The 23,695-nt window shown below is 37.7% G+C and carries 42 protein-coding genes; 23 read left to right on the forward strand and 19 right to left on the reverse strand.

Annotated features, from left to right (window positions below):
• Nucleotides 1-22 precede the first annotated feature (22 nt).
• Complete coding sequence (locus tag O5635_RS00175) at nt 23-184, forward strand: hypothetical protein (RefSeq protein WP_193741999.1); 162 nt, start codon at nt 23-25, stop codon at nt 182-184.
• A 216-nt stretch (nt 185-400) separates the two neighbouring features.
• On the forward strand, nt 401-559 hold the full coding sequence (locus tag O5635_RS00180) for a hypothetical protein (RefSeq protein WP_193741998.1): 159 nt from the start codon (nt 401-403) through the stop codon (nt 557-559).
• Between the two features lie 597 nt (nt 560-1,156).
• On the opposite strand, the gene O5635_RS00185 is transcribed toward O5635_RS00180, so the two are convergent.
• On the reverse strand, nt 1,157-1,678 hold the full coding sequence (locus O5635_RS00185) for an AbrB family transcriptional regulator (RefSeq protein WP_036901121.1): 522 nt from the start codon (nt 1,676-1,678) through the stop codon (nt 1,157-1,159).
• Between the two features lie 256 nt (nt 1,679-1,934).
• On the opposite strand from O5635_RS00185, the gene O5635_RS00190 reads away from it, so the two are divergent.
• Nucleotides 1,935-2,162: a hypothetical protein gene (locus O5635_RS00190; protein ID WP_036901120.1), complete on the forward strand. Its 228-nt coding sequence runs from the start codon at nt 1,935-1,937 to the stop codon at nt 2,160-2,162.
• Between the two features lie 116 nt (nt 2,163-2,278).
• Here O5635_RS00190 and O5635_RS00195 read toward each other — a convergent pair whose 3' ends face one another.
• The 3 genes from O5635_RS00195 to O5635_RS00205 form a co-directional block, all read right to left on the reverse strand.
• Nucleotides 2,279-2,632 carry a hypothetical protein gene (locus O5635_RS00195; protein WP_036901119.1) on the reverse strand — a complete coding sequence of 118 codons (354 nt, stop codon included), beginning with the start codon at nt 2,630-2,632 and terminating at the stop codon, nt 2,279-2,281.
• Between the two features lie 169 nt (nt 2,633-2,801).
• On the reverse strand, nt 2,802-3,056 hold the full coding sequence (locus O5635_RS00200; RefSeq protein WP_036901886.1) for a hypothetical protein: 255 nt from the start codon (nt 3,054-3,056) through the stop codon (nt 2,802-2,804).
• A 331-nt stretch (nt 3,057-3,387) separates the two neighbouring features.
• The gene (locus O5635_RS00205) at nt 3,388-3,558 is read right to left on the reverse strand and encodes a hypothetical protein (RefSeq protein ID WP_152557272.1); all 171 of its coding nucleotides are present in this window, start codon (nt 3,556-3,558) and stop codon (nt 3,388-3,390) included.
• Nucleotides 3,559-3,776: 218 nt separating this feature from the next.
• Here O5635_RS00205 and O5635_RS00210 point away from each other — a divergent pair, with 218 nt between their 5' ends.
• The 3 genes from O5635_RS00210 (at nt 3,777) to O5635_RS00220 (ending at nt 5,700) form a co-directional block, all read left to right on the forward strand.
• A complete protein-coding gene (locus O5635_RS00210) occupies nt 3,777-4,844 on the forward strand; it encodes a chlorophyll a/b binding light-harvesting protein (RefSeq protein WP_036901118.1) in 1,068 nt (355 codons plus the stop codon).
• Between the two features lie 214 nt (nt 4,845-5,058).
• Nucleotides 5,059-5,352: a hypothetical protein gene (locus O5635_RS00215; RefSeq protein ID WP_036901117.1), complete on the forward strand. Its 294-nt coding sequence runs from the start codon at nt 5,059-5,061 to the stop codon at nt 5,350-5,352.
• Between the two features lie 162 nt (nt 5,353-5,514).
• Complete coding sequence (locus O5635_RS00220; RefSeq protein WP_036901116.1) at nt 5,515-5,700, forward strand: hypothetical protein; 186 nt, start codon at nt 5,515-5,517, stop codon at nt 5,698-5,700.
• A gap of 465 nt (nt 5,701-6,165) precedes the next feature.
• On the opposite strand, the gene O5635_RS00225 is transcribed toward O5635_RS00220, so the two are convergent.
• Nucleotides 6,166-6,327: a hypothetical protein gene (locus tag O5635_RS00225; RefSeq protein ID WP_193741997.1), complete on the reverse strand. Its 162-nt coding sequence runs from the start codon at nt 6,325-6,327 to the stop codon at nt 6,166-6,168.
• Between the two features lie 213 nt (nt 6,328-6,540).
• Here O5635_RS00225 and O5635_RS00230 point away from each other — a divergent pair, with 213 nt between their 5' ends.
• The gene (locus O5635_RS00230) at nt 6,541-6,726 is read left to right on the forward strand and encodes a hypothetical protein (RefSeq protein WP_036901883.1); all 186 of its coding nucleotides are present in this window, start codon (nt 6,541-6,543) and stop codon (nt 6,724-6,726) included.
• A gap of 518 nt (nt 6,727-7,244) precedes the next feature.
• Here O5635_RS00230 and O5635_RS00235 read toward each other — a convergent pair.
• Nucleotides 7,245-7,412 carry a hypothetical protein gene (locus O5635_RS00235; RefSeq protein WP_193741996.1) on the reverse strand — a complete coding sequence of 56 codons (168 nt, stop codon included), beginning with the start codon at nt 7,410-7,412 and terminating at the stop codon, nt 7,245-7,247.
• On the reverse strand, nt 7,412-7,576 hold the full coding sequence (locus O5635_RS00240) for a hypothetical protein (RefSeq protein ID WP_193741995.1): 165 nt from the start codon (nt 7,574-7,576) through the stop codon (nt 7,412-7,414). The genes O5635_RS00235 and O5635_RS00240 overlap by 1 nt, the downstream gene beginning before the upstream one ends.
• Before the next feature lie 603 nt (nt 7,577-8,179).
• Here O5635_RS00240 and O5635_RS00245 point away from each other — a divergent pair.
• The 3 genes from O5635_RS00245 to O5635_RS00255 all read left to right on the forward strand — a co-directional run bounded on the left by O5635_RS00245 (nt 8,180) and on the right by O5635_RS00255 (nt 9,216).
• On the forward strand, nt 8,180-8,461 hold the full coding sequence (locus tag O5635_RS00245; RefSeq protein ID WP_072013249.1) for a galactose oxidase: 282 nt from the start codon (nt 8,180-8,182) through the stop codon (nt 8,459-8,461).
• Between the two features lie 3 nt (nt 8,462-8,464).
• A complete protein-coding gene (locus O5635_RS00250; protein WP_193741994.1) occupies nt 8,465-8,641 on the forward strand; it encodes a hypothetical protein in 177 nt (58 codons plus the stop codon).
• 86 nt (nt 8,642-8,727) lie between these two features.
• Nucleotides 8,728-9,216, forward strand: coding sequence for a hypothetical protein (locus tag O5635_RS00255; RefSeq protein ID WP_269607592.1), 489 nt, complete (start codon nt 8,728-8,730; stop codon nt 9,214-9,216).
• Here the strand turns inward: O5635_RS00255 and O5635_RS00260 are convergent.
• A complete protein-coding gene (locus O5635_RS00260; RefSeq protein WP_072013295.1) occupies nt 9,209-9,376 on the reverse strand; it encodes a translation initiation factor IF-2 N-terminal domain-containing protein in 168 nt (55 codons plus the stop codon). The genes O5635_RS00255 and O5635_RS00260 overlap by 8 nt on opposite strands.
• Before the next feature lie 242 nt (nt 9,377-9,618).
• Between O5635_RS00260 and O5635_RS00265 the strand changes: the two genes are divergently transcribed.
• From O5635_RS00265 to O5635_RS00275, 3 genes are all read left to right on the forward strand, one after another.
• A complete protein-coding gene (locus O5635_RS00265) occupies nt 9,619-9,804 on the forward strand; it encodes a hypothetical protein (RefSeq protein WP_036903876.1) in 186 nt (61 codons plus the stop codon).
• A gap of 279 nt (nt 9,805-10,083) precedes the next feature.
• Nucleotides 10,084-10,230, forward strand: coding sequence for a hypothetical protein (locus O5635_RS00270; RefSeq protein WP_193742057.1), 147 nt, complete (start codon nt 10,084-10,086; stop codon nt 10,228-10,230).
• A 460-nt stretch (nt 10,231-10,690) separates the two neighbouring features.
• A complete protein-coding gene (locus O5635_RS00275; protein WP_241462986.1) occupies nt 10,691-10,933 on the forward strand; it encodes a hypothetical protein in 243 nt (80 codons plus the stop codon).
• A 58-nt stretch (nt 10,934-10,991) separates the two neighbouring features.
• Here the strand turns inward: O5635_RS00275 and O5635_RS00280 are convergent, their stop codons facing one another.
• From O5635_RS00280 to O5635_RS00290, 3 genes are all read right to left on the reverse strand, one after another.
• Nucleotides 10,992-11,171, reverse strand: coding sequence for a hypothetical protein (locus O5635_RS00280; protein WP_036903881.1), 180 nt, complete (start codon nt 11,169-11,171; stop codon nt 10,992-10,994).
• A 344-nt stretch (nt 11,172-11,515) separates the two neighbouring features.
• Nucleotides 11,516-12,004 carry a hypothetical protein gene (locus O5635_RS00285; RefSeq protein ID WP_269607592.1) on the reverse strand — a complete coding sequence of 163 codons (489 nt, stop codon included), beginning with the start codon at nt 12,002-12,004 and terminating at the stop codon, nt 11,516-11,518.
• Nucleotides 12,005-12,094: 90 nt separating this feature from the next.
• Entirely contained in the window at nt 12,095-12,337 is a 243-nt protein-coding gene (locus tag O5635_RS00290) for a DUF1651 domain-containing protein (protein WP_036903820.1), read from the reverse strand.
• A 756-nt stretch (nt 12,338-13,093) separates the two neighbouring features.
• Here O5635_RS00290 and O5635_RS00295 point away from each other — a divergent pair.
• The 5 genes from O5635_RS00295 (at nt 13,094) to O5635_RS00315 (ending at nt 17,256) form a co-directional block, all read left to right on the forward strand.
• The gene (locus O5635_RS00295) at nt 13,094-13,219 is read left to right on the forward strand and encodes a hypothetical protein (RefSeq protein ID WP_269607598.1); all 126 of its coding nucleotides are present in this window, start codon (nt 13,094-13,096) and stop codon (nt 13,217-13,219) included.
• Between the two features lie 254 nt (nt 13,220-13,473).
• Entirely contained in the window at nt 13,474-13,737 is a 264-nt protein-coding gene (locus O5635_RS00300; RefSeq protein WP_052043088.1) for a TIGR02450 family Trp-rich protein, read from the forward strand.
• Between the two features lie 15 nt (nt 13,738-13,752).
• Nucleotides 13,753-14,238 carry a hypothetical protein gene (locus tag O5635_RS00305; RefSeq protein WP_269607599.1) on the forward strand — a complete coding sequence of 162 codons (486 nt, stop codon included), beginning with the start codon at nt 13,753-13,755 and terminating at the stop codon, nt 14,236-14,238.
• Between the two features lie 866 nt (nt 14,239-15,104).
• A complete protein-coding gene (locus O5635_RS00310) occupies nt 15,105-16,808 on the forward strand; it encodes a protein adenylyltransferase SelO (RefSeq protein WP_036903813.1) in 1,704 nt (567 codons plus the stop codon).
• 295 nt (nt 16,809-17,103) lie between these two features.
• Entirely contained in the window at nt 17,104-17,256 is a 153-nt protein-coding gene (locus tag O5635_RS00315) for a hypothetical protein (RefSeq protein WP_193742052.1), read from the forward strand.
• A 162-nt stretch (nt 17,257-17,418) separates the two neighbouring features.
• Here the strand turns inward: O5635_RS00315 and O5635_RS00320 are convergent, their stop codons facing one another.
• Nucleotides 17,419-17,760: a DUF1330 domain-containing protein gene (locus O5635_RS00320; protein WP_036903501.1), complete on the reverse strand. Its 342-nt coding sequence runs from the start codon at nt 17,758-17,760 to the stop codon at nt 17,419-17,421.
• A 154-nt stretch (nt 17,761-17,914) separates the two neighbouring features.
• Nucleotides 17,915-18,088 carry a hypothetical protein gene (locus tag O5635_RS00325; protein WP_193742051.1) on the reverse strand — a complete coding sequence of 58 codons (174 nt, stop codon included), beginning with the start codon at nt 18,086-18,088 and terminating at the stop codon, nt 17,915-17,917.
• Nucleotides 18,089-18,931: 843 nt separating this feature from the next.
• Between O5635_RS00325 and O5635_RS00330 the strand changes: the two genes are divergently transcribed.
• The 3 genes from O5635_RS00330 to O5635_RS00340 all read left to right on the forward strand — a co-directional run bounded on the left by O5635_RS00330 (nt 18,932) and on the right by O5635_RS00340 (nt 20,053).
• A complete protein-coding gene (locus O5635_RS00330; protein ID WP_052043087.1) occupies nt 18,932-19,126 on the forward strand; it encodes a hypothetical protein in 195 nt (64 codons plus the stop codon).
• A 102-nt stretch (nt 19,127-19,228) separates the two neighbouring features.
• Nucleotides 19,229-19,648 carry a thermonuclease family protein gene (locus tag O5635_RS00335; protein WP_081934337.1) on the forward strand — a complete coding sequence of 140 codons (420 nt, stop codon included), beginning with the start codon at nt 19,229-19,231 and terminating at the stop codon, nt 19,646-19,648.
• Between the two features lie 144 nt (nt 19,649-19,792).
• A complete protein-coding gene (locus O5635_RS00340; protein WP_052043085.1) occupies nt 19,793-20,053 on the forward strand; it encodes a hypothetical protein in 261 nt (86 codons plus the stop codon).
• A gap of 277 nt (nt 20,054-20,330) precedes the next feature.
• On the opposite strand, the gene O5635_RS00345 is transcribed toward O5635_RS00340, so the two are convergent.
• The 4 genes from O5635_RS00345 to O5635_RS00360 all read right to left on the reverse strand — a co-directional run bounded on the left by O5635_RS00345 (nt 20,331) and on the right by O5635_RS00360 (nt 21,519).
• Nucleotides 20,331-20,534 carry a DUF2905 domain-containing protein gene (locus O5635_RS00345; protein WP_036903495.1) on the reverse strand — a complete coding sequence of 68 codons (204 nt, stop codon included), beginning with the start codon at nt 20,532-20,534 and terminating at the stop codon, nt 20,331-20,333.
• Nucleotides 20,535-20,674: 140 nt separating this feature from the next.
• Entirely contained in the window at nt 20,675-20,974 is a 300-nt protein-coding gene (locus tag O5635_RS00350) for a DUF1330 domain-containing protein (protein ID WP_036903493.1), read from the reverse strand.
• A gap of 91 nt (nt 20,975-21,065) precedes the next feature.
• Complete coding sequence (locus O5635_RS00355; protein WP_036903489.1) at nt 21,066-21,329, reverse strand: hypothetical protein; 264 nt, start codon at nt 21,327-21,329, stop codon at nt 21,066-21,068.
• Entirely contained in the window at nt 21,307-21,519 is a 213-nt protein-coding gene (locus O5635_RS00360) for a hypothetical protein (RefSeq protein WP_036903807.1), read from the reverse strand. The genes O5635_RS00355 and O5635_RS00360 overlap by 23 nt, the downstream gene beginning before the upstream one ends.
• A 171-nt stretch (nt 21,520-21,690) precedes the next feature.
• On the opposite strand from O5635_RS00360, the gene rluF reads away from it, so the two are divergent.
• Nucleotides 21,691-22,413, forward strand: a complete 723-nt coding sequence (gene rluF / locus O5635_RS00365) for a 23S rRNA pseudouridine(2604) synthase RluF (protein ID WP_036903488.1) — start codon at nt 21,691-21,693, stop codon at nt 22,411-22,413.
• A 174-nt stretch (nt 22,414-22,587) separates the two neighbouring features.
• On the opposite strand, the gene O5635_RS00370 is transcribed toward rluF, so the two are convergent.
• A complete protein-coding gene (locus O5635_RS00370; protein ID WP_052043084.1) occupies nt 22,588-22,839 on the reverse strand; it encodes a hypothetical protein in 252 nt (83 codons plus the stop codon).
• A gap of 66 nt (nt 22,840-22,905) precedes the next feature.
• Between O5635_RS00370 and O5635_RS00375 the strand changes: the two genes are divergently transcribed.
• On the forward strand, nt 22,906-23,061 hold the full coding sequence (locus O5635_RS00375; RefSeq protein ID WP_193742050.1) for a hypothetical protein: 156 nt from the start codon (nt 22,906-22,908) through the stop codon (nt 23,059-23,061).
• Between the two features lie 63 nt (nt 23,062-23,124).
• Here O5635_RS00375 and O5635_RS00380 read toward each other — a convergent pair whose 3' ends face one another.
• Nucleotides 23,125-23,634: a hypothetical protein gene (locus O5635_RS00380; protein ID WP_036903486.1), complete on the reverse strand. Its 510-nt coding sequence runs from the start codon at nt 23,632-23,634 to the stop codon at nt 23,125-23,127.
• Nucleotides 23,635-23,695 lie beyond the last annotated feature (61 nt).

Below are 23,695 nucleotides of genomic sequence, written 5' to 3' on the forward strand. Positions count from 1 at the left end.
GTATCTAAGAAAGATTGCGTCAATGAATAGTCTTTCGAAAATTTCTAAAATTGGTTTTCCTTCTATTGTTGGCTTAGGAGTCGCTTGGCTGGGAATAAAATTTATAAGTAGCGAAAGTAGACTTTTGGAGAGGAAAATGGAATTAGAGATTCAGCTAGGGGCTAAATCAATTAAATCCTATTAGATATTTAACGCATAAAGAACTAGTCTTTTGAAATTAACCATTTCCAAAATCGTTATAAATTCCTTAGTGAGTCAAAATTTGATCCTTCTTTCTTCATACTGCTTTAAGAAAACCTCTTGCATTCTTGTATTACTTCTAGGGTTGCAAAAATAGGTGTAAAGACTTACTTGAATGATTGCTTGAGGAGGTTACGTTTGGAGCCCTCACCCTTTTAAAATGACTCCTAATAAATTTGATGTAATCATTGATGATCTCTTTTTAGATGGTGCCGCGAGAATAAGGTCATTCAAGTATTACAACAAAATCAATCCAAGAGCCGTAAAGATTATTTCAGATTTCTGTGATGAGGAAAAGAAAAATCTTAGGGCTGCCTAACTATCATTAGTCACTTAAGTTCATTCCCAAGAAGATAAAAAATGGGTGATTCATTTCAGAAGGCTTTTCTCTTTGTCAATTGCATGGCCCTTTGCGTAATAGCCGTCCAGCTCATACCCTTTAGTCGAGAAAAAGAACTCTCTAATTTTTGCAGGGAATACTATGCACTCACAAAAGAAAAAGATGAACTATCTCAAAATTCAAAAATATCTTCAAAGCTTGTCTTGAAGAGGGGAGTGATTTCCAAAAAAACAGGTTTAAATACTGAAAAAAATGTTGATGATTTTTGTAATTCCTTCTATTTTAACCAGCAATGAACTGGCTTAGAAATATATTATTTTTAACTCTTTCTATCTCTGCAGCTTATTTTTGTGGGAGAGATCTTATTGACCCTGATTGGTACTTGCGTTAATTTAATTAGCTATCTAGGTAAGATTTGGAATGATTCGAAGATGAATATTGAGCTAATTAAATAGATTGGAAGTATTTGTAAATATGCAGCTTTTTAATCAATCATAGTTCAAGATCTTTCTCAGAATATATATATATATATATATATATATATATATATATATATCCCTTACAAAAAAGACAAAATTACTTTGTCAAACCAATGCTTCTTGAGGGGTCAAGGAAATTTAATACCGCAGGTATTAAAAGGAGTACTGTGATTAATCTTACAGCGTGTAGTGCTGCCACAGCTGCGCCTACGCCGAACTCGGCGCCAACAAGGCTCATGCCTATAGTCCCTCCAGGAGCTGCTCCTAAAATGGCAACGACTTTTTCTACGCCTAAGTATTTACTAATCAATAATCCAACAACAATTCCTGTTAGCAATAAAGTAAAGGTTATAACTAACGCAGGTTTCCAAAGAGATTGCAATTCCCCAAGTGTATCCCTATTAATTCCAGTTCCAATAACTGTTCCTATACCAATTCCTAAAACTGTTTTTGTACCTAAAGGCCATGCGGCTACTTCTAGTTGGCCACTAACGCTTAATAAGCCGGCTCCTAGGATTGCTCCCAAGAGTGGAGCGGCTGGAATGCCTGTGAGGAGAAGAACAGCACCTAAGGCACTTCCTGCCATGACGTATAACAACAAATTCACAAAAGATGGCATTGAATTTGGAATGACTACTCTCCAAGTTTCTCTCTTTAAGAAATTATTAACAAGGGCTATGTTTAATTGAATTTAACTTCAAGGCAAGTTTTCTATGATGTGTTACCTAAATGAATGAGCCAATTGCGTTGAAATAATCCTTTTTCCTTTAATAGGCAATATTTCAAGATTAATTTTTATAATTAGTTTAGTTTGTTGCAAAAGGGGTTTACCAAAATATTGTGTAGAGAATAGTCATTCCGCTAATTCAACTTTAATGGCTGATCTTAAAGAAGAAGCTAAACTTGATTGGATCAAAATCCTCTCGGGATTTGCTCTAGTTATTTGTGCTTTCTGCCTTGCTTTGATTGTTGTGAGTTTACGTCCTCTAGCTAAATGGGCTAATTATCAAAGTATTTGTGTAGAACAACAAATTGAAAAAGCACCTATTTCTTGGGCTGTTAGAAAGTGTAATGGCCGCTCAAAGGTATATCAAGTGAAGTAAAAGGGGCAGCAAAAATAAAAATTAGGCAAGGAACATCAAACCAGGTTGAAAGTAAAATATTCCTTGGCAATTGGTCCAAATCAAACAAATTAACTTTGAGAACTTTATTTTGTTCCTTAAGCACTCTTTTCTGGAACGATTTCTTTAAGCTCTCCTTTCTCAATCTCTTTTAATAAACCCCTTACAACGCCCCACATGGGAGCACCGGTTGCAAAAGCCAGTATTAATGAGGATACAAATGAATTAAAGGGAGAGAAAGTAAATATTTCGAGTACGCCTGTAAACATTATTGTGAATCCAGCAAGTATTGAGCAATAGCTTGTTATCGATAAGAATCCTTCTAATGGAAGCGGTGAAATCCTTTTATCCTTCCATTTTTGAATCTTTATTTGGATCACGTATATAAAGACAAAGGAGAAAAAAACAATAAATGATCCTCCAATCCAAGCAATCGTTTTAATTTCAATCATAGTCACACAATACATTAGTAGGCTTTTCACTTCCTAATGGATATAGCTATTTGACTTGAAAACTCTCTTGGTTACGATCCCTCTTAAAGCGAGTCTTGTTAATGTTGAAGTGATATATATGGCTGGAAAGCCTGGCTGGGAGTAGTAAATGGAATTCCCTTATTAATTATTATTCAAAACTTTTGACAGCACACTCATACCCTGACTCTTGCACGTTTTTGTTTTTGTCCACTATGAGCTCTAGGGCACAATCACAGTAATTTTCTATAGAATTCTCAGAAACACCTTTAATTGCAATGTTCTCTTTTGCGCTAGCAATACAATCTACCAGTTGTTCTTTTTCATATGCACTTGCTGATGAAGCAAATATTACTAGAGCAAAAACAACCAAAGGGATAAGGAAAACTTGCTTGAATCTGTTCATATAATCATTCATGAGGAAAATATTCTGTATTCACCTAAAAGATAGTTGCAAGCTAGAAATATTTTCTTAGATTTCAAAATATTTTTTACATACAGTTGAATTAGGATGAGGTGATTTTATCAGGTGACTTAGGCTACTTAGATAAGTTCGCTCTAATAGCAAGCAAAACATATACCTACTTACCCTCTAGGACAAGCAAATCTAGAAGATGAATATCTGATGGGACTTGCCAATCCATTCACTTTATAAATAAACAGAAGGAGGGCTATAGCTTTGATTGTTTGCTAGAAACTCAGATCTACTGTTTATAACTTATATAGCCTTTGAGAAATCACTCCTCTTCTTGCCTTGCGTAATAGAAGAATTGACTCATCCCAAAAAATGCACCCAACCCACAAAGTGCTGGACCCAAATTGAAACCTCCTGAGGGCTTTATGATCCCTATGTCCGAAGGATGAGGAAGTTGGGTTGCAAAATCAAGAAGGTGGTTAGGATCAATCATTGGAATTCGGATGAATAGCTTTTTATAAATAACCGCAGGTTGCCACTTTGCTAAACCCGCGCAGAGGGACTTTACATGAGGTTTAATAAAAGAAAAGCAATGTCAACTGAAGATTGACAAACTAATAAAGATAAAGACCTTTAACTATTCTGTAGATATTTATTTGGCTGCATGTAGTGTTCGTGAGGTATAACGCCGTTTTCGCACAAAAAAAGATTATGCAGACCTACGGTAATCCAGATGTCACTTATGACTATTGGGCTGGTAATGCTTCAGTTACCAATCTTTCTGGTCGATTTATTGCCTCGCATGCTGCCCACACTGGCTTGATTGCCTTTGGCGCCGGTTCAAACACTTTGTTTGAGCTTTCACGTTTTGATCCCTCCTTGCCTATGGGTGATCAGGGGTTAATATTCCTCCCTCACCTAGCAACCATTGGAGTTGGTTTTGACGAAGCAGGTGTTTGGACTGGGGCAGGTGTATTAACTATTGCAATAGTTCATTTAATCCTCTCTATGGTTTATGGAGCAGGAGGTTTAATGCATGCCATTTATTTCCCAGATGATATGCAGAAGAGCAATGTTGCTCAAGCTAGAAAGTTTAAGTTGGAATGGGACAACCCTGACAACCAAACTTTTATTCTTGGTCACCATTTAATTTTGTTTGGCATAGCCTGTGCTTGGTTTGTTGAATGGGCAAGAATACATGGGATATATGATCCAGCCATTGGTGCAGTTAGGCAGGTTAATTACAACCTTGACTTGTCAATGATTTGGGAAAGACAAGTTGACTTCTTAAGTATTGATAGCTTGGAAGATGTCATGGGGGGGCATGCTTTCTTGGCATTTGTAGAGATTATTGGTGGCTGTTTTCATGCAATTGCAGGCTCCACTAAATGGGAAGACAAACGCCTTGGTTCATACGACAAACTAAAGGGAAAGGGTTTGCTTTCTGCCGAAGCAATTCTATCTTTCAGCCTTGCAGGTATTGGTTGGATGGCTATTGTGGCCTCTTTCTGGGTTTCTCAAAATACAACCGTTTTCCCAGTTGAATTTTATGGAGAACCTTTAAACCGCGCTTTCATAGTTGCTCCGGCTTTTGTGGACTCTATTGATTACTCTAATGGCATAGCCCCTTTAGGCCATTCTGGACGTTGCTGGACAGCTAATTTCCATTACATAGCTGGTTTCTTTGCATATCAGGGTCATCTTTGGCATGCGCTCCGTGCCATGGGGTACAACTTTAAAGACATAGGTGCCAAATTGAACTTTGGTAATGCAACATAGGCTTTTCTAAAAGTTCAATAAATCTCAGAACTTTTTTGTAAATGCTTGTTTGTCTAGATAGAGGCCCTTAAGACTTCAAACTAGATAAAAACTTTTCAATCAGATTTTCACAGGGCTGGCATTTTGCCAGTCCTTTTTTTGTAGAAATCGCAAAGCAAGCACTTGCATATGCTTTTATCTAAAGGATTATTAGATAAGAATTCAAGTTAAGAGTATGAACGATGAGAATTGGAAAGAAGAATTCAAGGAATGGAATCCTAATCTCAAGCCTTACCAAATTAAATTGCTTGATGAAGGAGCTAAAAGTAATAGTCAGACGCTCATGCTTAGTGACATGTGGCTTAAATGGAAAGGCCTTGCAGTCCAAAGAAAGCTGAATGAGATTGACAACAATCAGATTGGCTTGGATCCTTGGGATGATAGGAGTTCAGAGATTCCCCAACCTTGTAAAGGCTTAACCCCTTTAGAGATCGATGAGGAACTTTTAAAGAAAGTAAAGTCACTATGAAATTTTGCTTATCTTAAGAAGCGTTGAGATTGCTCCAAGATTGGATAGTCGTTGCACCCTTAAGAAGACTTAATTATTTAAAAGGCATTAACTTTTCACAAATGATTCTGCTAATAAACGAAATTGCGTCAAACTATGTTTTAAAGGCAGAACCATTTAGCAATGCACTTATTAAATCTCTTCGCAATGTATGGCCAACCAGGAGTCCCATGGGATTTCTACCTACTTACTTTTTTTCATGCTTTGTTTGTTATACCAGTGCATATAGTCCTTTTCCGTTGGAGGGCTAAAGAAGGCTATACCAGTTTCTATGCTAAGGATATTTATCCAGCAGTCGTCAAGAAATAGGTATTGCTGAAGCATTCTTATTTACAAGCATCAGAAAAGCCGCATTTTTAAACGGCTTTTTTGATGCTTATTTAATGAAATATTTAATTAATCTATCTTTGTTTGATTTGGGTGGTTGCCTGCCTTTGATAGGTTTGGAATAGATAGTTCAAGCTGTTTCCAATCTAAAGAATCTTTGGCGGGGAAATTTTCTAGCCAGGCAATAGGTATTGAGACAAGAACCAGAAATGAAAAATTAACTATTTTAGCTATAAACTATTTTCCTTTTGATTAGGAGTGCATTTGTTGTAGAGCTGGAATGATTAAAATCTATGGACTCTAAAAGTTAGAATCATAGATTACAAATAGAGCTGGATTAATAGTTGTAATATTCATATTAAACTTATTCAAAATATTATAAAGCTATGCTACCGAATTCTCTTATGCAATTTCTGTCTATATGGCTTGTAAAGATTTAGAGCTTATTTAAAAACCTCCTTGTTTAATTATATTTATAGCAATAGGCGCTATACAAATAACTGCTATGAGAGCTGTTATTGCTATGCGAACTAATGGTAGTATTTTGTCAGGTTTCATAGGCTCAACTCCACCTTCCCGATTCTTTTCTGTACCTTCTGTGGTGAACATTTTTGTAAGAATCTTATCTTTAAATGTCATAAATTATTCTTTTTAATGCAATAACTATATCGCATTAAGGAATGAAAGATAGCATTTTTGATCTCTAGTAATTTAAAATGATTATCAAAGGCCTTATGCAGTAATGAGTTTATTTTCTCTTTTGTGCTTTGGGGTTTAATCGAACTGGCAGAATGGATGAGATACTCTAATGAATGCTCCTTAATGAAAAATGCTTTTTTCTTGGTAGTTGATACCTATCAAAACCAGATGGAAGCACAATATAGTGAAGTCTCTATGCTCACTAATTTGTTTACAGAAAATAAATTCTTTGGATGGGCTGGATTAGCTGCAATTGCTATTGCAATAGGAGTCATCCTTTGGAGCTTTTACCCAGAGGATGAATACTAACAATTTGACTTTCTACTGAACTCTACATTTTTTGAGTGACAAGAACTTTAGAAATCTTTTGTGGGTTTGATTTTTAAATATGGTTTTTTAAAAAGAATACTCGTTTATAAATTGATGCAATGCATTTTGGGGTTTATTGCGACCAAAGCACAGCATTGCTTGAACCCATTTGGATAAGTATGAATAAAAAAGCCTTTGATAATAACCAGCCAATGCCAAGACAAATTACAACGGTTTTGATTAGATTCATTTCTCTTTTGCATGAAGAAGGGGGGGTATTGAGATGCCCCCCTTTGAGTCCAGCCCTTATTTGTCAACCTTTGAGCTTGGACTCCTTTCAACTTTCTAGCAAGAACTTTGAAAGACTCCAAGAGCAAAAACACCTGTTTTGAGAAACGCTAATTTCGATTGCTTCTAAGAAATTAACGTTGGAGATAAATTAATAGTTTTGTTTGGCTCTGAATCAAATTTTAGCTAGTTGCAAGAGTCATTACGTTATAAAATGACTAATCTCTAAATTAATGACGTTTGGCAATTTCTACTTGTGGGGAGTGGTATGCCATTTCTTCGCTAATGCATTCAGTTGGATAGGGTATGACGTTTCTTGCAGTAAAACTAGTCCCTATTGCGAATGCTCCAATCACAAGTATCCATTTAGACCTCTCATTGGCAAGAAAATTTTTCATTAGTAGTTGCATGCATCATATAAACGATAAGCTTTCTGCTGATCTTCGCATTTTTTTAGCTTCTTTTCTAGCTCTTGAACTTCTCTTTCTGCCTCGTTTATTAACGCTAAAGACCATTCCCAATTACGCTCAATACAATGCGTTCTAGCTGAATTCCAATCCATAACTCAAAGAAATAAACGGTTTGTAGGCTTGCTATTGAAGCATGAATAGCAAATTATGGCTTTTTAACTCTTTATATTAATTCTGCCTTCACAGAGTTAGAACTTAATAGTGAGAACAGGATGCCTCAAATATGACGAACAATCATATGAGTTCTCTCAATGCTTCTGCATGAATTTATTTGCAACCTGGTTAACTATTTATAGCTAATGATCAGTATTGTTATGTCCTTGTAGTGGATTTGCCTAGGTGAAATTACACTGAATGATCAATTCATTCCTGAGAGTATGTCGCACTAGTAACCTTCAACAGTAGCTACATTCCTTGCGATATTGGTAAACGAAAATAGTCAACAAACCATTAAGACAAAGAATTCCTTGTCCTCCTATGCGAACTTTTGACTGAAGACTTTTAGCAAAAGGAGTCTCGCTAGCAGCGCTCCTCCTTGGGATGGTTCTTGCTCGACTTGTTGACAAGTACGATAGTTAACTAGTAGTATACCTGTACTACTAAAGAAGATACATGGCTCCAGCTTCCTCACCTTATGCCGTTTTTAGGGCATCTGATTGGAGCCCTGTAGTAGCCTCTCCTATCGGTATTGGTCAATGCATTCGCTTAACTCCCAAAAAGTACTACCAAACAAAAAATGCGCCGAAGAAGAAGGTTGGGGCTATCTCGAAGAAGGAACACTCAGGATGTCACGTTCAGCTTGCGTTTGCATGACTTGCCAATATTTTGGCTATGCATGCGATATGTATTCCAAATCACTACTTACATGCCGTGCCCACCATAAGCTTATCCCCCAAGGATCGCATTTGACCTGTAGATGTCCTTTATGGCATACAGGTTCTGAGGATCAATATGGTTTTTGTCCCGAAGTAGCTTAAAAGATGATTAAAGATCAACTTGCTTTCATAATCTCTTTAGCGATGCATAGTTGCCCTGAGGATAATTTGAATTCTTTTAGCGAACATCTCAATACCTATCAGAGTCTATGTCATTACTTTCAAGAACTTTCAATTGAGGATATAGAGGAAATAGCAAGTAGTTATGGAGTCTCATTGTAAATCTCTAATATGTCGCTGACCTTGTCTTCATTTGTAATTCTTACCCTATCTGTGATAGATGTAGAAAGTGGACTTAACTACTCAATATGTCTCAACTAACCATCAAAGTTTCAGCCAAGGCTGAGGCAATGATAGCCACTCTTCAGAAGGAGATCTTTAACCGTCGTCGTAAAAAAGTAACTGCACAAGGTGTAGTTGAAACTCTTGTCGAAAGCGGTGCAAAGTCTCAATCTGACAAGCGCTATGCAGCTTCTTGGAAGAATCTTATTAAGGACATCGAGAAGGCTGCCAAGTCAGCTGAAGTGCACGGCAACAAGCCTGCCAATGTTTCTTCCGAAGAATGGGCTTTAATCGTTGCTCATCGCACACGCAAAGGATCAGGTGTCTCGAAAGCAGCCCCTAAGAAGCGTGCTGTTAAGAAAGCTGTTGTGAAGAAGTCTGCAGCTAAAAAAACTGCAGCTAAAAAAACAGTTACTAAGAAATCTGTAGAAAAGAAAGCTTCACCTTTAGCAGCAGCTAAGCCAAGGAAGGCTAGACGTGCAAGAAGAGCAACCAAAGCTGTAGCAGCTAAGTAGTCTCTTTGTAGTACCCGATGATCTTCTGAGCGTTTTCTTCTGTTAGACAACTAATTCTTGAAGTCGCTGGAATGTCAAGCAATGCGCAGATGGCAATTATGTCGTCTGTGCTTTTTTTTATTTGCTTAGATAGTTCTAATACTCTTAGCAGCTTTCTCATTATGTAGAACTCTTATTAGATTTAATTACAAGGTCGTCTAATACTTCCATGCTTCTTGCAAATGCATAATCAGTGACATTCCTCTTGGGTTAAGAATTGTCTGGAAATTTTATTTTTTAATAATAACGCAATATCAAAAGTATTATTGGGTCGTCACTTCGTTTTTTTATCATTTTTTTTCGGGTTGGTTGCTTTGTAATGATGAGGTAGAAACAATAAATGATGTGTGTTTTTGTAAGTCCATGACAGAAGAGAAAAAACAAAGAGGTTTTCTCAAAAGGTTCGGTAAATGGGCTCCAATAATTGGTGGGGCTTGGATTGTCCTTAATATTGTTATCCCTTTGGCTTTATTGCGTATTCCAGTCATTCATGAATACCTAGTAGTTCAATTGGACAAGCTTCCCTTTAATTTTCCAGGGATTGGATAGATCCGAGTAAAAATAAATTTTTACCTGCTTGATATCAAAGCGCAACATCTAAATGCTTGCCAAGCCTTTACTCACAGATTTCACCCTGTGACCGAATTTGTTTTTTAGATGCCTCAATTTGCAAAAAGGTAACTACTGCATGATTTGGAACAATGCTCTTGAAATTCAATTTAGAAGGTATGCCTATGCGTCCTCAGCATTAGGCAAAAAAAATTCTTTTGCTAGTACAAAGGGAAATCCCTACTTTGCTGCCTTGAGGGTTCAGCCCAAAATTAAGAAATGATTCCTGAAATCTTTCAATCACCTCAACAAGTACGACATCTCTCTCTTTGGGGACCTGTAGTTGGAATGATTATTCTTTTTTTTGGAATGAATATGAGGATTGAGTTCCATATTCAAAGAGAAGAAAAAGAAGACGAAGAATGAATTATTTTGAACTACCTAGGGTTTGATGCCATATTTAAAAAAGCCTAATTAATTGGGTTTTATATTTGCCTGGAGTCAAGCATTGACAGCTCTCTTTTTACTCCTAGTTGCTTTTTTAGGTCTTCAAGCATATATAGCTTTGCAAGTTATTCGAAATAAAAGGAATGAACCATTGATTCTCAACCGAACACAAAAGTTTTATCTTCACCAATGGGCTTTAAAGAAATTCGGGAAAATCCACACTAGGAAAGACTAGTTCATTCAAGACGATGAGCACTGGTTGCAAGCTCTTTGAAAGTGAAAAGATCAAAACAAGAAGCGATTACTTGTTACCAGGACAGTTACTAAAGGACATCGAAAACCTAAATTAGAAAGAAAGCGAGCTGTCCTGATGAGTCGATACTATTGCCCTTATTGCTCACCCATTTATCAGTTTCATAAGCAAAGGTCAGACGGGGTAATGGTTTGTGGTCAATGTGGTGATCCTTTAATCAAGAGATCTGTTGTCAAGCCAACTCAAATTTTTGCACTAATTGCTGCGACAGCGATGATTGCTCCCTTTGTTTTCATGGTTGTTAGTTCTTTAAAGAACCTAAACAGACGCAAACCTCAAAACAGCAATGGAACAATTGCAATGATTCTTGTAGCTAAGAGAGATCCTAGTGACAAATTATTCGGAGATAATATCGAAAGCAAGGGATAAAGAACCCCTCCTTTAGTTAAGCTATACCTGAAGTCCGAGCATGATTGTCTTTGTCATCTTATTTTCTGAGTAGAGCTTCTAATCGCTTTTTCTGCTCTGCTAACGAGTCTTTAGTAGTTCCTGCTACTACTTCTTGCTCTTGCCCATTCTTTACAATCATTTTTATCCACCAAAGCTGAAGAGCAAAGAAAATCACTCCAAATATTGCTAATTCAAAGCTTCCTTGCTGAATTGACATGTGCTTAATTATGGAATTTAGCAAGACATCTATTTGTTTTGAGATAATTCTTTATTAGTGAAGATTGAGTCCCTATACAATTTATCAATCAGGGTTGAAAGATTTTGCTTAGGATAGAGTTTCTGAAAAAATTGCTTTCAGAGTTGCAAGTCCAGACTTATAAGAGTGAAGTGGTTCGCACTTAAATCCTAATTTAGATAATCTCTTTGATAACTCTAAACTTCAAATGAGGGATGTAAGAGCAGTAATTAATAAAAGCATTAAAATCTTGCCAATAGGTGAACATAATAAGAGCTCAGAAAGCATCTCACTTTCTGAGCTCTTGATTCCATTGGTAATAAGAACTACTTAGCTGCTACAGCTTTGGTTGCTCTTCTTGCACGTCTAGCCTTCCTTGGCTTAGCTGCTGCTAAAGGTGAAGCTTTCTTTTCTACAGATTTCTTAGTAACTGTTTTTTTAGCTGCAGTTTTTTTAGCTGCAGACTTCTTCACAACAGCTTTCTTAACAGCACGCTTCTTAGGGGCTGCTTTCGAGACACCTGATCCTTTGCGTGTGCGATGAGCAACGATTAAAGCCCATTCTTCGGAAGAAACATTGGCAGGCTTGTTGCCGTGCACTTCAGCTGACTTGGCAGCCTTCTCGATGTCCTTAATAAGATTCTTCCAAGAAGCTGCATAGCGCTTGTCAGATTGAGACTTTGCACCGCTTTCGACAAGAGTTTCAACTACACCTTGTGCAGTTACTTTTTTACGACGACGGTTAAAGATCTCCTTCTGAAGAGTGGCTATCATTGCCTCAGCCTTGGCTGAAACTTTGATGGTTAGTTGAGACATATTGAGTAGTTAAGTCCACTTTCTACATCTATCACAGATAGGGTAAGAATTACAAATGAAGACAAGGTCAGCGACATATTAGAGTCTGTTTTAAGCAACTAGATCGTGGAATTGAAGGTGTCTCCAGCCATTTCCTATCAGCTCGTTCCATGTCTCTATTGCTGGCTGAATATCAACTTTCCTTCTATTTCTGAATTTTGAAGGTGTTCCCTGAGAGGTTGAATCCCACTTGTCCATAAAGATTTTAGGTGATCCTTTGAGGCCCATAGGCTCTTTTTGGAATAGCAATAAGCATTTACCTTTTGGGTCTATAAGCCATCCGTTTGGAATCATTTTTTTGTGGAGAATCTGTGAGAGTAAGAGAGCCATGCTTCGTTAGACGAACGTCTTCTAGTTGTCCGTGAAACTGTGAGGAGCTTTTTGAATGGCATTGAAGAAACAAGTGAAATCATCTTCTCGAAAAAACTTGGCACGATTAAGTGAGTGGTACAAATATACTATCCTGACGTCAGGTGGTTGTCAATGCATCGATCGAAAATATATGTTTTATTAGTAGCTGCTTTTAGTAAAAACTAACCTTTTCAAGGAATGCTGGAAGACGCTTCTAGAAACTGCTAAGGCTCTAAGCAGAATTGAAATGATCAATCTTTTAAAGGCTCGTTTTATCAACAAAGACTTGCAATTAGATGCCCAGATATCTTTTAGCGAATCTTCGGTTATATCTTGCTTCATAAATGATTGAAGACTGGATGTCCTTTCCCTTCTTAGGCGAGCCGTCCTTTTACTGTGTGCTTCTTCGAGCTATCCCTTGACCATTTGCATCAGCTTCTGATGATTGGTGGGCATTAAGTAATGAGTTTCGAATTCACCACCTTATGCTCGAGGTTCGCTTTGATGATCCAGAACGACTTTTAAAGCAACATTCATTTTATTTTTTGCAACTGTCACTTGAAGGAAATATCAGACATTTTCTTTCTAGGCTTGTTAGCAAGCGATTTTTAACTATTAATTAATGATTCAACGTACTCAAAACGGTAGTCGTTATGAAAAAATCATAGTCCTAAAAGAATTTTTATCAGGTGCATTCAAGTGGCAAATGCTACAAAGGAACAAAAACAGAAGAAATATGCTTCAGTAGAACTCAATTATGAAAGGACTGAAGCAATTAAAATCAGTAAGAAATTTGCTGAAGAGACTAGAAAGAATTGGCTTTGACAAATGCTAGAACTTCCCAAAATCCATTGCCAACTGTGCAGGAAAGATATAAATAATTCCTTTTGGTCTAGGAAAGGATTGTTTTTGTGTATTGAATGCAAACGGAAGTTAGATGCTTCGCTTCCGAAGGAATGCGAAGTTTTATACTCTTAATTAATTAAGAGCAAAGTTAATTTTCCAGAAGTTTTCCCTTTCTTGTTTTACTTATTTCCCCTTCTTCAAGCAGAAGATGGTAATTATATCCATCGGTTTTAATGAGATGGCCACCTAATAAAGCTTGGACTTCTTTGCAAAAGCGAGAAGGGTATCGCCACTTCGAGGTGAAACATTATGGTGGCAAGGGAGCTAAACGATGGATAGAGCTATTTTCAGTCCTTCAAAAAGAATTCTCAATCATAGTTTCTATAGCTGAGCTAAAGGACAAAAATGTATGGGAAAGTGGTTGGTGCCAGTTGCCTGAAGATGAAAGTTGTCACTCAAGAAAAAATGACAATACTAACTTTTTAGTCGACAGCTAGTCGACAACTCTTGTTATGCCTGGCTTGTGTTTCAATCTTTTTGAGAATCCGGGTATAATTAGTATTTATGGCATACATGGAAATATGAAACGATTAGTACTTGCCTGGCTTATTGCTATAACATTTTTTCTTACCCCAATTGTGACTTTTGCATCTACTGCAGGCTTGTCACCTGCGGTTTCAGATCTAAGCAAGAAGTTTTCAGAGAAGTTTTGTGCTTCTATTGGGAATGGGAACACTCCTGAAAAAGCCGGAGAGAGTGCTGCGGCTCAATTATCAAAAGGCTTATTGTTTTCTCCTATCATTAAAGAAATCATGTCAGCCTCGAAAGAGGATTTAGCTGCATCTCTGTCTAACAATATTTTTGACGAATGTGGGAACTATCTTGGGGGTACAAAAGTAGAACTTGATTCTTATCTCGCTCAATTGGCAAATAAAGTGCCAAGTAAAACCTCTACTGGCTTGCAATTCCCTCCAACTCGACAGCGACCTGTTAATTAACAAGCTTTCAATTCCTTCTTGTCGCAGCTCTAATGTCGATATTTATCACTCAGCTATCTTCCTGTTCATTCAGGCTCTCTTTGGCCCATATGGTTTTTGCGGAGGGCGTAAAGCCCTCCTAAAGCCATAAGACTCTAAGCCCAACACCCACAGCCCTTGGCTTCTGTATAGATATCTACTTCAAACTTCTAAGAAATAAAAGTGCACAAACACCCAAGTATTTTAACTGTGGTATTTACCCTAATTCTTTGAAAGAGGGGATAGATAATCAATTTTACCTTCAGCAATGAGATAAGGGAGGCTATTCTCTAGCTCAAGTTCTATTTCAAGTAGGTTTCAGTGATGAATTGATTTGTAAAGCAGCATGAGGACTTCCACCTTTGCTGCATGATTCTCTAAAATTGAAGAGAGTGAGAGAAATTATTTTCGATAGTGAGTGAGGATGAAAGATTAGTTTCAATTTTGATTGCTCTTAATAAATAATTGAAGACTTGAGCCCGCAAAATCGATATGAACTTTATTCTTTGTGGGGCAAAGTCATTGCTGCTATTCAAAAAATTAGAGTAGAGAAAGAGTCCCTTTTTAATAGATAGTCAAAACTCGTAAGATTATTGCTGAGAACCTTGAAGGAAATAAATTGTGTAAAAAACAAATAAGGACCCTCCTATACAAATAGGCTCCTTATTGACTTGAAGCTCTATTGTCACGCAAAACAAGTCTAAATACTTTGTTAGCTAAAAAGAAATTAAACCTATGAATCAAAATGAAAAGTATCTTGAAGATAATCTCTATGCAGTTTTGGATAAACTCCTTTACAGGGCCATATCAAGGCAGCCCAAAAACTAAGAGTAATGGATGATCGACTCATGTCCTCCTCCTCGAGCATGCTCGAATCGCCGAAAACTAAAACTTTTAAAGAGTTTTCACAACGTGCTGACTATTCGCTTTTGGATTCACTCCAAGCGGATCCTCATGCGACTGCGGATGGGCACGATCATCGCCCTCGCCAAGTCTTTTCAGGCCATTATGTGCCTGTTACCCCTACAGCTATTCAAGCGCCGGAATACATTTCTCATAGTAAATGCTTGTTTGATGAACTTGGCTTGAGCTATGAGCTAGCTTTTGATGAAAAATTTCGCCGTCTATTTTCCGGGGACATCACAGTTGCACTACAGCCAATGCGACCGTTTGGTTGGGCGACGGGCTATGCTCTTTCGATCTATGGCACGGAATATATACAGCAGTGCCCATTTGGAACGGGCAATGGATACGGCGATGGCCGTGCGATCTCGGTCTTTGAAGGCCTCTTCAACGGCAAACGCTGGGAGATGCAATTGAAAGGCGGCGGGCCGACCCCCTATTGCCGAGGTGCTGATGGACGTGCCGTTCTCCGTTCAAGCGTGCGCGAGTTTTTAGCGCAGGAGTATATGCAGGCGCTTGGAATACCGACTTCACGTTCTCTCACATTGTATGTGTCTCGATCTGAAACAGTTCGTAGGCCTTGGTATTCTCAGGACTCCACGTCTATCGACCCCGATATTATGGTGGACAATCCTGTGGCGATCACAACACGAGTGGCACCCTCGTTTTTACGTGTTGGGCAACTTGAGCTTTTCGCTCGTCGTGCACGTAGCAATACACATAAGGGTTCTTTGAACGAGTTACAGATGATCGTAAAGCACCTTATTGCGAGGAACTACCAGCAGGCGATTGATCCAAGACTTGCTTTTATAGATCAAGTGGTGGAGTTGGCGCATTTGTTTCGCGAACGACTGTCATCATTGGTAGCCAATTGGATACGAGTTGGCTATTGCCAGGGTAATTTTAATAGTGATAACTGCGCCGCGGGTGGCTTCACCCTCGACTACGGTCCCTTCGGATTCTGTGAATTGTTCCACCCTAAATTCCAACCCTGGACCGGAGGGGGCGAACACTTTTCATTCTTCAACCAAATGGCTGCTGCTGAAGCTAATTACCAGATGTTTTGCTCAGCGATACGTCCCTTGCTTGTTGGTAACAAGAAGGCTCTTGTCAGTCTCGACCAGATCCGAGAGGGGTTTGCGGAAGCAATGAAGCAGCAAATAGAGGCAATGTGGGTTAAGAAGCTCGGCCTGTTTAGTTATGACGAAACCTTGGTCAATGAACTTCTGCAACTGATGTTTCTCTCAAAGGTCGACTTCACGATCTTTTTTCGAAAGCTGTCTTTTCTTCCAGATGAACTTACACCTTTAAAAGACAGCTTTTACATGGCTAGTTCTGATGAGATCGATTCCCAGTGGAATCGCTGGCTGAAACGGTGGCGTAATCACATCGCAAAGAATTGCGATATGAGAATTACAGCTGAAGCTATGAAACGTGTTAACCCGAAGTACACCTGGCGTGAATGGTTGATCGCGCCTGCTTACCAGAAGGCTGAACAAGGAGATTACAGCCTGATCAAGGAGGTTCAGGATGTGCTTAGGAATCCCTATGACGAGCAAACAACTGAGGTGGAGAGGAAGTACGATAGACGAAAACCTTTTGAATTCTTTAATGCTGGCGGAGTATCTCATTACAGTTGTTCATCTTGACGGGGCAAAATTTTAAGAAGACTAAACTAATTTATTTATCAGCTCCCATTTTCAGAGTATTACTAAAGCTAAGTCTTGGTAATGGTTCTAGAGGACATGTCAAGGTTTTTTGTAGATAGTAAATGTTAAAAAAGAAGTAAAGAAACGTGTCTTACTTTTTCTACTCGATGTCCTAACTGTGGCCATTGCTATAAGTGTTGAAACTTTTTCGCTTTTTCTCAATTTTTAGGAAGTAATGCCGATGGCAGTTATGTATCGAGCAGATATTTTGTAAGTAGTAAGCGGAGAAAAGATTATGAAAAATGCTTGGAATGAGATTAGTGATACAAAAGACAGAGAAGCGATAGATGATTACTTTGAATGCATGTCTTTTTGTTCAATTGATGAAACTACCAATGATTGTGAAACCGTATGCATGGAGAAGTTTCTCAAAGGACAATACTTTTAAAGAAGGATTACTGGGCGGCTTACTTAAAAGGTACATGAAACTTTGTGCTTACCTGTCTCCGTTGTTCTATTTTCCCTTCTTTAAGTGTGATAACAATTCACCAAAGAGATATGTCTTCAATGGCACCAGCTAATAAAGCGATAGATGATTGAGCAGGATTCACTATTTGCCCATAGCCCTTCTTAATTTTGTTGCTTCATCCATGCCTTCCATGATCGTGAAGGTTGCATTCTCTGTAGCAGCTTTACGGATTTTGCTGAGTTCTTGATATTCCACTGATTCATAAGCTTCAACTGCTGCACGCATTGAAGGAAATTCACAAATTACTGCTAGGTTTGCTAACTGAGTTTGTTCTTTGCCTTGAGGCTCAGTATCTTTTGCGAATACTTCACCGCCAATTTTTTTTAGCCAAGGCCCTACCTTTTCTACGTATTCAGAAAAGAGGTCTTGATTAATAATTGTTGAAGTTGAGATCCAATAACCTTTGGCACCTTTTTTGTCCATAAAACCATTTAGTCATATCTCTAGTTCCCTTTGTAGCTTATTTAATTTAAATCTTCATCTCTCTAGGCATTGACTACCACAAAGAGGGGGTGGGTGGGTTGTTTGGATTCGGGCTTTGATGCATGAGAGGGGCTTGTATTCCCTTCGCCCAGAATCAAAAAAAAGGATCTGGACTTTTGTTAACAAACAGGCCAGCAAATTTAGTTACTATCCAAAATGCCAACGCACCTTCTAAAAAACCATACCAATAGAGAGCGTAATTAGATATCCCTAGTTGTTTTTGTGCTTTTTCTACGAATGACTTATGCCAATCAATAATTTTATGCATTTTCAATGATCTCCATTCCGCAAATTTAGTTTTTCCTCTTTAGCAGAAAAAAGGTCGCTCTGAATGAAGGACTTTCTATTTATTAGTAGGTCTAATGATTATTTCTCTGCCCTTTTGAAACTGTTTTTCCCAAAAGCTAATAAAAGAGTCAGGAATAGGTTTGTTGATAGGCATAATTTGAGTTTATTAATGAGCCAGGACGTGCCATGCTTAACTTCTGAGATCCAAGTGCTTGCAATATGTTTAGGCAATAGTGTCTATAAAATTTAAGTTGTACCTACCTCAAAGCATAAATAACAGTCTTTCTTCTCTTTAAAAACTCCTTGAAAAGAAAAAAGAACATGTGAGTGCGAGTAACACCTAAACAAAGGGATAAAAATCCTAGAGCGACACAAATAGGGCAGTGTGGGAATCCCATTTGGATCAAAAGCACATTTCCATTCTACTTTTTCATGAAGACAGTGTTTAGACAATAAAAAAACCCTTCTAATAGAGGGGTTTTAATGATCCGAGTAATCCCCATCACCCGGGCCTTTTGGTTGGAACTATACTAATAAAATTTTAAATACAAATGAGTAGAATCTCTTATTTATTTAGATTGTAGACACTATCCGTAGTGTGGTGTGATGGAAGTTTTAGCGACATATGTGGGGGTTGATTTCTTGATTTAGATGGACTAAAAATAGATTCCCCATCACCCAGGCCCAGCGTATTACGCAAGGGTCTTTTTTTTGTCTTTAACCCACATGGGTCATTCAATAGAGCTGCACGATAGAAATTATCCTTACTCAAATAATTAACTACTAGCAATGCCTTTAAGCTCGCAAGAGAGAGATCTTTAGCATGAAATTAGCCAAAATACCTGGTTTATGTAGTAGCTTTCTAGTAACTAGAAAGCTACTAATATGCCTAATATGTGGCAAAAAACAAATCAAGCCAGCTTTATCGGGCTTGCTAACTCTAGAAGCTTTTGAGAGCGAGAAATTCTATATTATTGGTTGTGAACCAGATATTCCAACACCAAGAGATTGGTGTTGATTTATATCCAATACTCTATTCTTTAAGGGATCTGATTAAGTGATTTAACCCTTTAAGGAGTTTTGTCCAGGACATTTAGATACATGAAGAAAAAAAAGAACAATGATTAAAGGGTGCTTCGGCTGCGTAACAGATTTGTTCAAGATTGGTTTTGGAGCTTTAATTGTTATCGTTGGGATCAATTACTACTCCAACAGAAGTGCTTTAGTAACTATTAAAAGCTGTTATGACGGTGACACTTGTACAACCACGAAAGGTGAAAAAATACGACTAGCATGTATCGATACACCTGAACTACGTGGTTCAAGAGCTGATCCTGTACCAGCAAAAGCAGCTAGAGATTATCTCAATAAGTTAGTTGCTGGCGAACAAGTTTCGATTCGCCGAATAAACATAGATCGTTTTGGACGAACAGTTTCAGAGATATCTAAAGATCGAATGAACATTCAAAAGATACTCGTCTCAAAAGGATATGCGCAAATCTCTCAACGTTATGCAGACCAATGTCGGTGGTCTAGATAACTGGCCTTCTGTTTTCGGCTAACCCAACATTATAGTAGTGGCAACCGATCTGAGTAGTAGAGACCGAATAGGAGACTTCGGTTTACATCCTTCTATATTCGAACTACTCGGTGCAAAGTAGTTATGTACTTCGCAAAGGCCACCATGCATACATCACTCTTTGATAGCTTCTTTTCTGATTCTTTCTTTGCTCCTTATCGAACTGTTTATGTCGTCTCTGATAGTCAACTAGAGGAGCTCAAAAAGAGACAGCATCAAGAGGAACTCGACAACCTCACTGAATCACGCAAGCGCCTTGAGGCCAATTATCAATCACGTATCAAAATTCTTGATGAACGTGAAACTGAATTGAAGGAGGAACTCAAAGCACTAGCTCCAGCCGAGAAAGAGGTAGTTAAAGCATAAAGCTTACCAATATTCGGTGATTAGGATCACTGAGGACAAGGCGATAAGGGGCTGTGATGGCCCCTTATCCTTTTTTTGTTCCTGATGGAACTGCTGATCTTTACGCTAAAAGAAATAAAACGATTGAAAGTTTCAACCTAATTATTTAGGAAGACGTTTCTATGGAACGAAACTCCAGTTGCTTTTACAGGTTCTTTCTTTCCGTTGCGTTTGAGATCAATTATTAGCTTTTTCCAAAAGCTAATAACAGAATCAGGAATAGGCTTTGTAAAGGGCATTAGGAGGACCGGAACAAGTTAAAGAGAACCGAAACAAGCAAACTAATAGCAATGCAACTAACTATTGGAAAATAAAAAGTTGAGTTTTCTACCTTCAGAATTATGTCCCCTGGCAGTTGTCCTAAACCTAATTGCCTTAAATAAGGGTAGAGAACACCTATAGCGGCAATTCCAAGCCCGAGAGTGATTAGCAGTTTTTGCATTATTTATTTCCCCAAAAACCTTTTGAACTGCCAAGCCAAATAGGCAGAGGTTCCAATAAACAAAAACAGTCCAATAGTCCCAACTGCTCTATTTGCTGCTTCTACTGTTGGCATCTCACCCATCATTTTCTCCTTTACTTTTAGTGAGTTACTGAGGCATCCATAATTATGATGTTGGTATCACTAGAGTTGGCCCAGCGTAATTTACTTAACTCTTGATAGTCGGCTCTGTTATAAGCCTCTGAAGCTACTTCTTTAGATGGAAATTCAATGATCACAGCAAGATGACCGCCTTTACCTTCAACAGTTTTTGCATCTAGATCTTTAGCAGCAACCTTGCCACCAATTGATTCAATCCAGGTAGCAAAGCCTTCTACATATTCTCCAAACCCTTCTGGATTAGTGACTGTTGTTGTAACGATCCAATACCCCTTAGACATGAAAATTTTGTATAAGAATGAGGAGCATCTCATATTGGACCTGTCAAAGGGCAACACTTCAGTCAGTTTTAAAAGCTATGAATCTTTCTTCTTAAAAAACCTTTGGAACATCCAAACCAAGTAAATGGTTGAACCAACTAGCAACAACATTGGGAAAAGGGTATCCATAAGTCCTTTTAACTCCTCTTAAAACCCTATTTTGGGATAAATTTGGGATAAAGCCAAAATCCCATTCCTTGAAAGCCAGTCGGGGCGACAGGATTCGAACCTGCGACCTAGTGCTCCCTAAGCAGTTGTAGGCATTGGACTTTTGACTATTGAAGCAATGAGTTTTAACAACAAGAGCAATCGTCATCACCTTCAGCGACAGGTGACTCAAAGGCATCTGCAATATCTTTAAGCATTACAGCAATAAACTCTGGAGGACATTGAAGTTGATTGATATATCCAGCACATTGCTTGGCTATATCCTGCATGCCAGGAAGAATGATTTTATCCACTTGTTCTTCTGTTGGTTGCCACGTCATCTCGCAGTTGTCAGCCATTAATTGAAAAGCAATTATCAATCCATCATGCCAAAGCACCGAACAGCATATTGGTAACACTAGTTTTTTACGCTATAGTTATTTTTTAGCTTAATTTTGCCGAGTTTGTCATGACAAATAAAGCAATATTTGTCCGCATATTTAAAATAAATAAAAGGTAACTTTGACAAAATGGCTACCAGAATAAATAAATATTTAAGTGAAGTCGGTTACTGTTCTAGAAGAGTCGCAGATAGACTAATTGAAGAAGGAAAAGTAGACATTAATGGTAAAATTCCAGAAATGGGTACCAAGGTAGAGGAAGGTGATCAAGTAACAGTTGAAGGTCAAAGAATAGAAAAATCAACGAACCCAAAAAACATATACTTAGCCTTTAATAAACCTGTTGGAATTGTTTGCACAACCGATAGAAGAGTAGAACCCGACAATATTATAGATTTCATTAAATATCCTACAAGAATTTTTCCTATTGGAAGATTGGATAAGCCCAGTGAGGGATTGATTTTTTTAACTAACGATGGAGATATCGTAAATAAAATACTCAGAGCAAGAAATAATCATGAAAAAGAATACATCGTAAGCGTTAATCGTCCGATTAATAGAGACTTTATTCAAAATATGAGTAATGGAGTTAAAATATTAGAAACCATAACTAAGAATTGTTTCGTAAAACAATTGGGGGCAAAAAAATTTAAAATTATACTCACTCAAGGACTTAACCGTCAGGTTAGGAGAATGTGTGAGTCCTTAGGCTACAGAGTACAATCATTAAAGCGTGTAAGAATTATGAATATTAAGTTAGACGTACCAACAGGAAAATATCGCGAATTTACCAAAGAAGAACTCTTAGAATTAAATAGATTACTCGAAAACTCTTCAAAAACATTTGACTAATCAAATATCACCTCTTTTTTAGCTCAGTTCATTAGCTATAAATGTCAATAAAAACAATGAGTAATGGAATTTTGACTTTCCCAAAATTCTTTATTTATAACCTTCTTCAATTAGTTTTTCATAATTATCCCAACAGTAAACCTACGCTAAAGAACCTTTGAGCCAGTCCCTTAATCAATCCAATAAAGTACCGCCTGATAAACCTCCACCTAGATAAACCTGGCAGTATTGATAGACATATTCGTAATCGGGTAACTTTGAACCCCTCATATTCTTAAGTCCTAATCGTTTTAATGCCTGCTTAGCTGTGAATTGAGCTGCATAATATCGAGCACAAGTATCTTTAACTTTGAAGTCTTTCTCAGACGCAAAAGCAGCAGGTGTCAAAAGGGTTAAGAACAGCGGTGCAAGTAGTAGTCGCTTCATAGAATAAGGAGGTCGTAGCGCAGAGCTTGTTGGCTCTCCATCGACAAAAGCATTTCTCTAAATCTAATGAACATCACTAAAGCGTCCAGTAAGGACGAGGTGATTACTTCTGCTTGCGAGTTGGTCGATCAGCAAGAAGCGGTAATCAAAAACCTCAAAGAACAACAACAAGCACTTATTTATTTTTTAGGAGGTCTAACAATTATTTCTCTGATTTTTTAAAGCAATAAAAAAGGGGACATAAAGCCCCATAGCAATATTTATGTTTTATATTTTGATTGATAGTTATTGCATGAAGTCGGGCAATAAGGGTTTTACATACTTAATAATAAATTCTGGGTATTTTTTGCTAATTTTTTTATAGCAATCATACCTTTCGTCGTTAGTAATAAAACCATCACTACCAGCTTTGACAAGGCAATTACAAAGGTATCGGCTATATTTTTTTGGAATTTGACGGCTACCTTCTGGAAGACTTTTGTCAAATTGTCTTATGCATTCACTTGTAGTAGCCCAAGGAGTTACTTCCACCTTATCTACATAGTTTTTGGAATCTGGAATTAATATCGAAAAATACATACTCAGTGGTGCCCCAATCAATCCAATTAATGCCCAATACTTAAATCTATTTGGTTGTTTCTCATCACTCTCCTTAAGCTTTTTATTTAATAGGTATAAAACCAATGGTGATGTAATCCATCCAATTTGCCCGCCAAGAGTCCCACCAAGTATGGCTAAAAGATAACCTCTTTTTTTACTAGATAAAGGTCTCTGACCTTTTTTATTAGAAGACATGAAAAAAAGATACTCAACAAGCTTTTCATATCTGAATTATGCCGCCTTAGCAGTTTTATTT

Source organism: Prochlorococcus marinus str. MIT 0919 (assembly GCF_027359375.1).
Lineage (GTDB): Bacteria > Cyanobacteriota > Cyanobacteriia > PCC-6307 > Cyanobiaceae > Prochlorococcus_D.

Excerpts from the sequence above, each read along its gene's own strand:
- O5635_RS00175 (WP_193741999.1), top strand. The coding sequence starts at position 23 with ATGAATAGTCTTTCGAAAATTTCTAAAATTGGTTTTCCTTCTATTGTT.
- O5635_RS00180 (WP_193741998.1), top strand. The coding sequence starts at position 401 with ATGACTCCTAATAAATTTGATGTAATCATTGATGATCTCTTTTTAGAT.
- O5635_RS00185 (WP_036901121.1), bottom strand. The coding sequence starts at position 1,678 with ATGCCATCTTTTGTGAATTTGTTGTTATACGTCATGGCAGGAAGTGCC.
- O5635_RS00190 (WP_036901120.1), top strand. The coding sequence starts at position 1,935 with ATGGCTGATCTTAAAGAAGAAGCTAAACTTGATTGGATCAAAATCCTC.
- O5635_RS00195 (WP_036901119.1), bottom strand. The coding sequence starts at position 2,632 with ATGATTGAAATTAAAACGATTGCTTGGATTGGAGGATCATTTATTGTT.
- O5635_RS00200 (WP_036901886.1), bottom strand. The coding sequence starts at position 3,056 with ATGAACAGATTCAAGCAAGTTTTCCTTATCCCTTTGGTTGTTTTTGCT.
- O5635_RS00205 (WP_152557272.1), bottom strand. The coding sequence starts at position 3,558 with ATGATTGATCCTAACCACCTTCTTGATTTTGCAACCCAACTTCCTCAT.
- O5635_RS00210 (WP_036901118.1), top strand. The coding sequence starts at position 3,777 with ATGCAGACCTACGGTAATCCAGATGTCACTTATGACTATTGGGCTGGT.
- O5635_RS00215 (WP_036901117.1), top strand. The coding sequence starts at position 5,059 with ATGAACGATGAGAATTGGAAAGAAGAATTCAAGGAATGGAATCCTAAT.
- O5635_RS00220 (WP_036901116.1), top strand. The coding sequence starts at position 5,515 with ATGCACTTATTAAATCTCTTCGCAATGTATGGCCAACCAGGAGTCCCA.
- O5635_RS00225 (WP_193741997.1), bottom strand. The coding sequence starts at position 6,327 with ATGTTCACCACAGAAGGTACAGAAAAGAATCGGGAAGGTGGAGTTGAG.
- O5635_RS00230 (WP_036901883.1), top strand. The coding sequence starts at position 6,541 with ATGAAAAATGCTTTTTTCTTGGTAGTTGATACCTATCAAAACCAGATG.
- O5635_RS00235 (WP_193741996.1), bottom strand. The coding sequence starts at position 7,412 with ATGAAAAATTTTCTTGCCAATGAGAGGTCTAAATGGATACTTGTGATT.
- O5635_RS00240 (WP_193741995.1), bottom strand. The coding sequence starts at position 7,576 with ATGGATTGGAATTCAGCTAGAACGCATTGTATTGAGCGTAATTGGGAA.
- O5635_RS00245 (WP_072013249.1), top strand. The coding sequence starts at position 8,180 with ATGCATTCGCTTAACTCCCAAAAAGTACTACCAAACAAAAAATGCGCC.
- O5635_RS00250 (WP_193741994.1), top strand. The coding sequence starts at position 8,465 with ATGATTAAAGATCAACTTGCTTTCATAATCTCTTTAGCGATGCATAGT.
- O5635_RS00255 (WP_269607592.1), top strand. The coding sequence starts at position 8,728 with ATGTCTCAACTAACCATCAAAGTTTCAGCCAAGGCTGAGGCAATGATA.
- O5635_RS00260 (WP_072013295.1), bottom strand. The coding sequence starts at position 9,376 with ATGAGAAAGCTGCTAAGAGTATTAGAACTATCTAAGCAAATAAAAAAA.
- O5635_RS00265 (WP_036903876.1), top strand. The coding sequence starts at position 9,619 with ATGACAGAAGAGAAAAAACAAAGAGGTTTTCTCAAAAGGTTCGGTAAA.
- O5635_RS00270 (WP_193742057.1), top strand. The coding sequence starts at position 10,084 with ATGATTCCTGAAATCTTTCAATCACCTCAACAAGTACGACATCTCTCT.
- O5635_RS00275 (WP_241462986.1), top strand. The coding sequence starts at position 10,691 with ATGGTTTGTGGTCAATGTGGTGATCCTTTAATCAAGAGATCTGTTGTC.
- O5635_RS00280 (WP_036903881.1), bottom strand. The coding sequence starts at position 11,171 with ATGTCAATTCAGCAAGGAAGCTTTGAATTAGCAATATTTGGAGTGATT.
- O5635_RS00285 (WP_269607592.1), bottom strand. The coding sequence starts at position 12,004 with ATGTCTCAACTAACCATCAAAGTTTCAGCCAAGGCTGAGGCAATGATA.
- O5635_RS00290 (WP_036903820.1), bottom strand. The coding sequence starts at position 12,337 with ATGATTCCAAACGGATGGCTTATAGACCCAAAAGGTAAATGCTTATTG.
- O5635_RS00300 (WP_052043088.1), top strand. The coding sequence starts at position 13,474 with ATGAGATGGCCACCTAATAAAGCTTGGACTTCTTTGCAAAAGCGAGAA.
- O5635_RS00305 (WP_269607599.1), top strand. The coding sequence starts at position 13,753 with ATGCCTGGCTTGTGTTTCAATCTTTTTGAGAATCCGGGTATAATTAGT.
- O5635_RS00310 (WP_036903813.1), top strand. The coding sequence starts at position 15,105 with ATGTCCTCCTCCTCGAGCATGCTCGAATCGCCGAAAACTAAAACTTTT.
- O5635_RS00315 (WP_193742052.1), top strand. The coding sequence starts at position 17,104 with ATGAAAAATGCTTGGAATGAGATTAGTGATACAAAAGACAGAGAAGCG.
- O5635_RS00320 (WP_036903501.1), bottom strand. The coding sequence starts at position 17,760 with ATGGACAAAAAAGGTGCCAAAGGTTATTGGATCTCAACTTCAACAATT.
- O5635_RS00325 (WP_193742051.1), bottom strand. The coding sequence starts at position 18,088 with ATGCATAAAATTATTGATTGGCATAAGTCATTCGTAGAAAAAGCACAA.
- O5635_RS00330 (WP_052043087.1), top strand. The coding sequence starts at position 18,932 with ATGAAATTAGCCAAAATACCTGGTTTATGTAGTAGCTTTCTAGTAACT.
- O5635_RS00335 (WP_081934337.1), top strand. The coding sequence starts at position 19,229 with ATGATTAAAGGGTGCTTCGGCTGCGTAACAGATTTGTTCAAGATTGGT.
- O5635_RS00340 (WP_052043085.1), top strand. The coding sequence starts at position 19,793 with ATGCATACATCACTCTTTGATAGCTTCTTTTCTGATTCTTTCTTTGCT.
- O5635_RS00345 (WP_036903495.1), bottom strand. The coding sequence starts at position 20,534 with ATGCAAAAACTGCTAATCACTCTCGGGCTTGGAATTGCCGCTATAGGT.
- O5635_RS00350 (WP_036903493.1), bottom strand. The coding sequence starts at position 20,974 with ATGTCTAAGGGGTATTGGATCGTTACAACAACAGTCACTAATCCAGAA.
- O5635_RS00355 (WP_036903489.1), bottom strand. The coding sequence starts at position 21,329 with ATGACGATTGCTCTTGTTGTTAAAACTCATTGCTTCAATAGTCAAAAG.
- O5635_RS00360 (WP_036903807.1), bottom strand. The coding sequence starts at position 21,519 with ATGGCTGACAACTGCGAGATGACGTGGCAACCAACAGAAGAACAAGTG.
- rluF (WP_036903488.1), top strand. The coding sequence starts at position 21,691 with ATGGCTACCAGAATAAATAAATATTTAAGTGAAGTCGGTTACTGTTCT.
- O5635_RS00370 (WP_052043084.1), bottom strand. The coding sequence starts at position 22,839 with ATGAAGCGACTACTACTTGCACCGCTGTTCTTAACCCTTTTGACACCT.
- O5635_RS00375 (WP_193742050.1), top strand. The coding sequence starts at position 22,906 with ATGAACATCACTAAAGCGTCCAGTAAGGACGAGGTGATTACTTCTGCT.
- O5635_RS00380 (WP_036903486.1), bottom strand. The coding sequence starts at position 23,634 with ATGTCTTCTAATAAAAAAGGTCAGAGACCTTTATCTAGTAAAAAAAGA.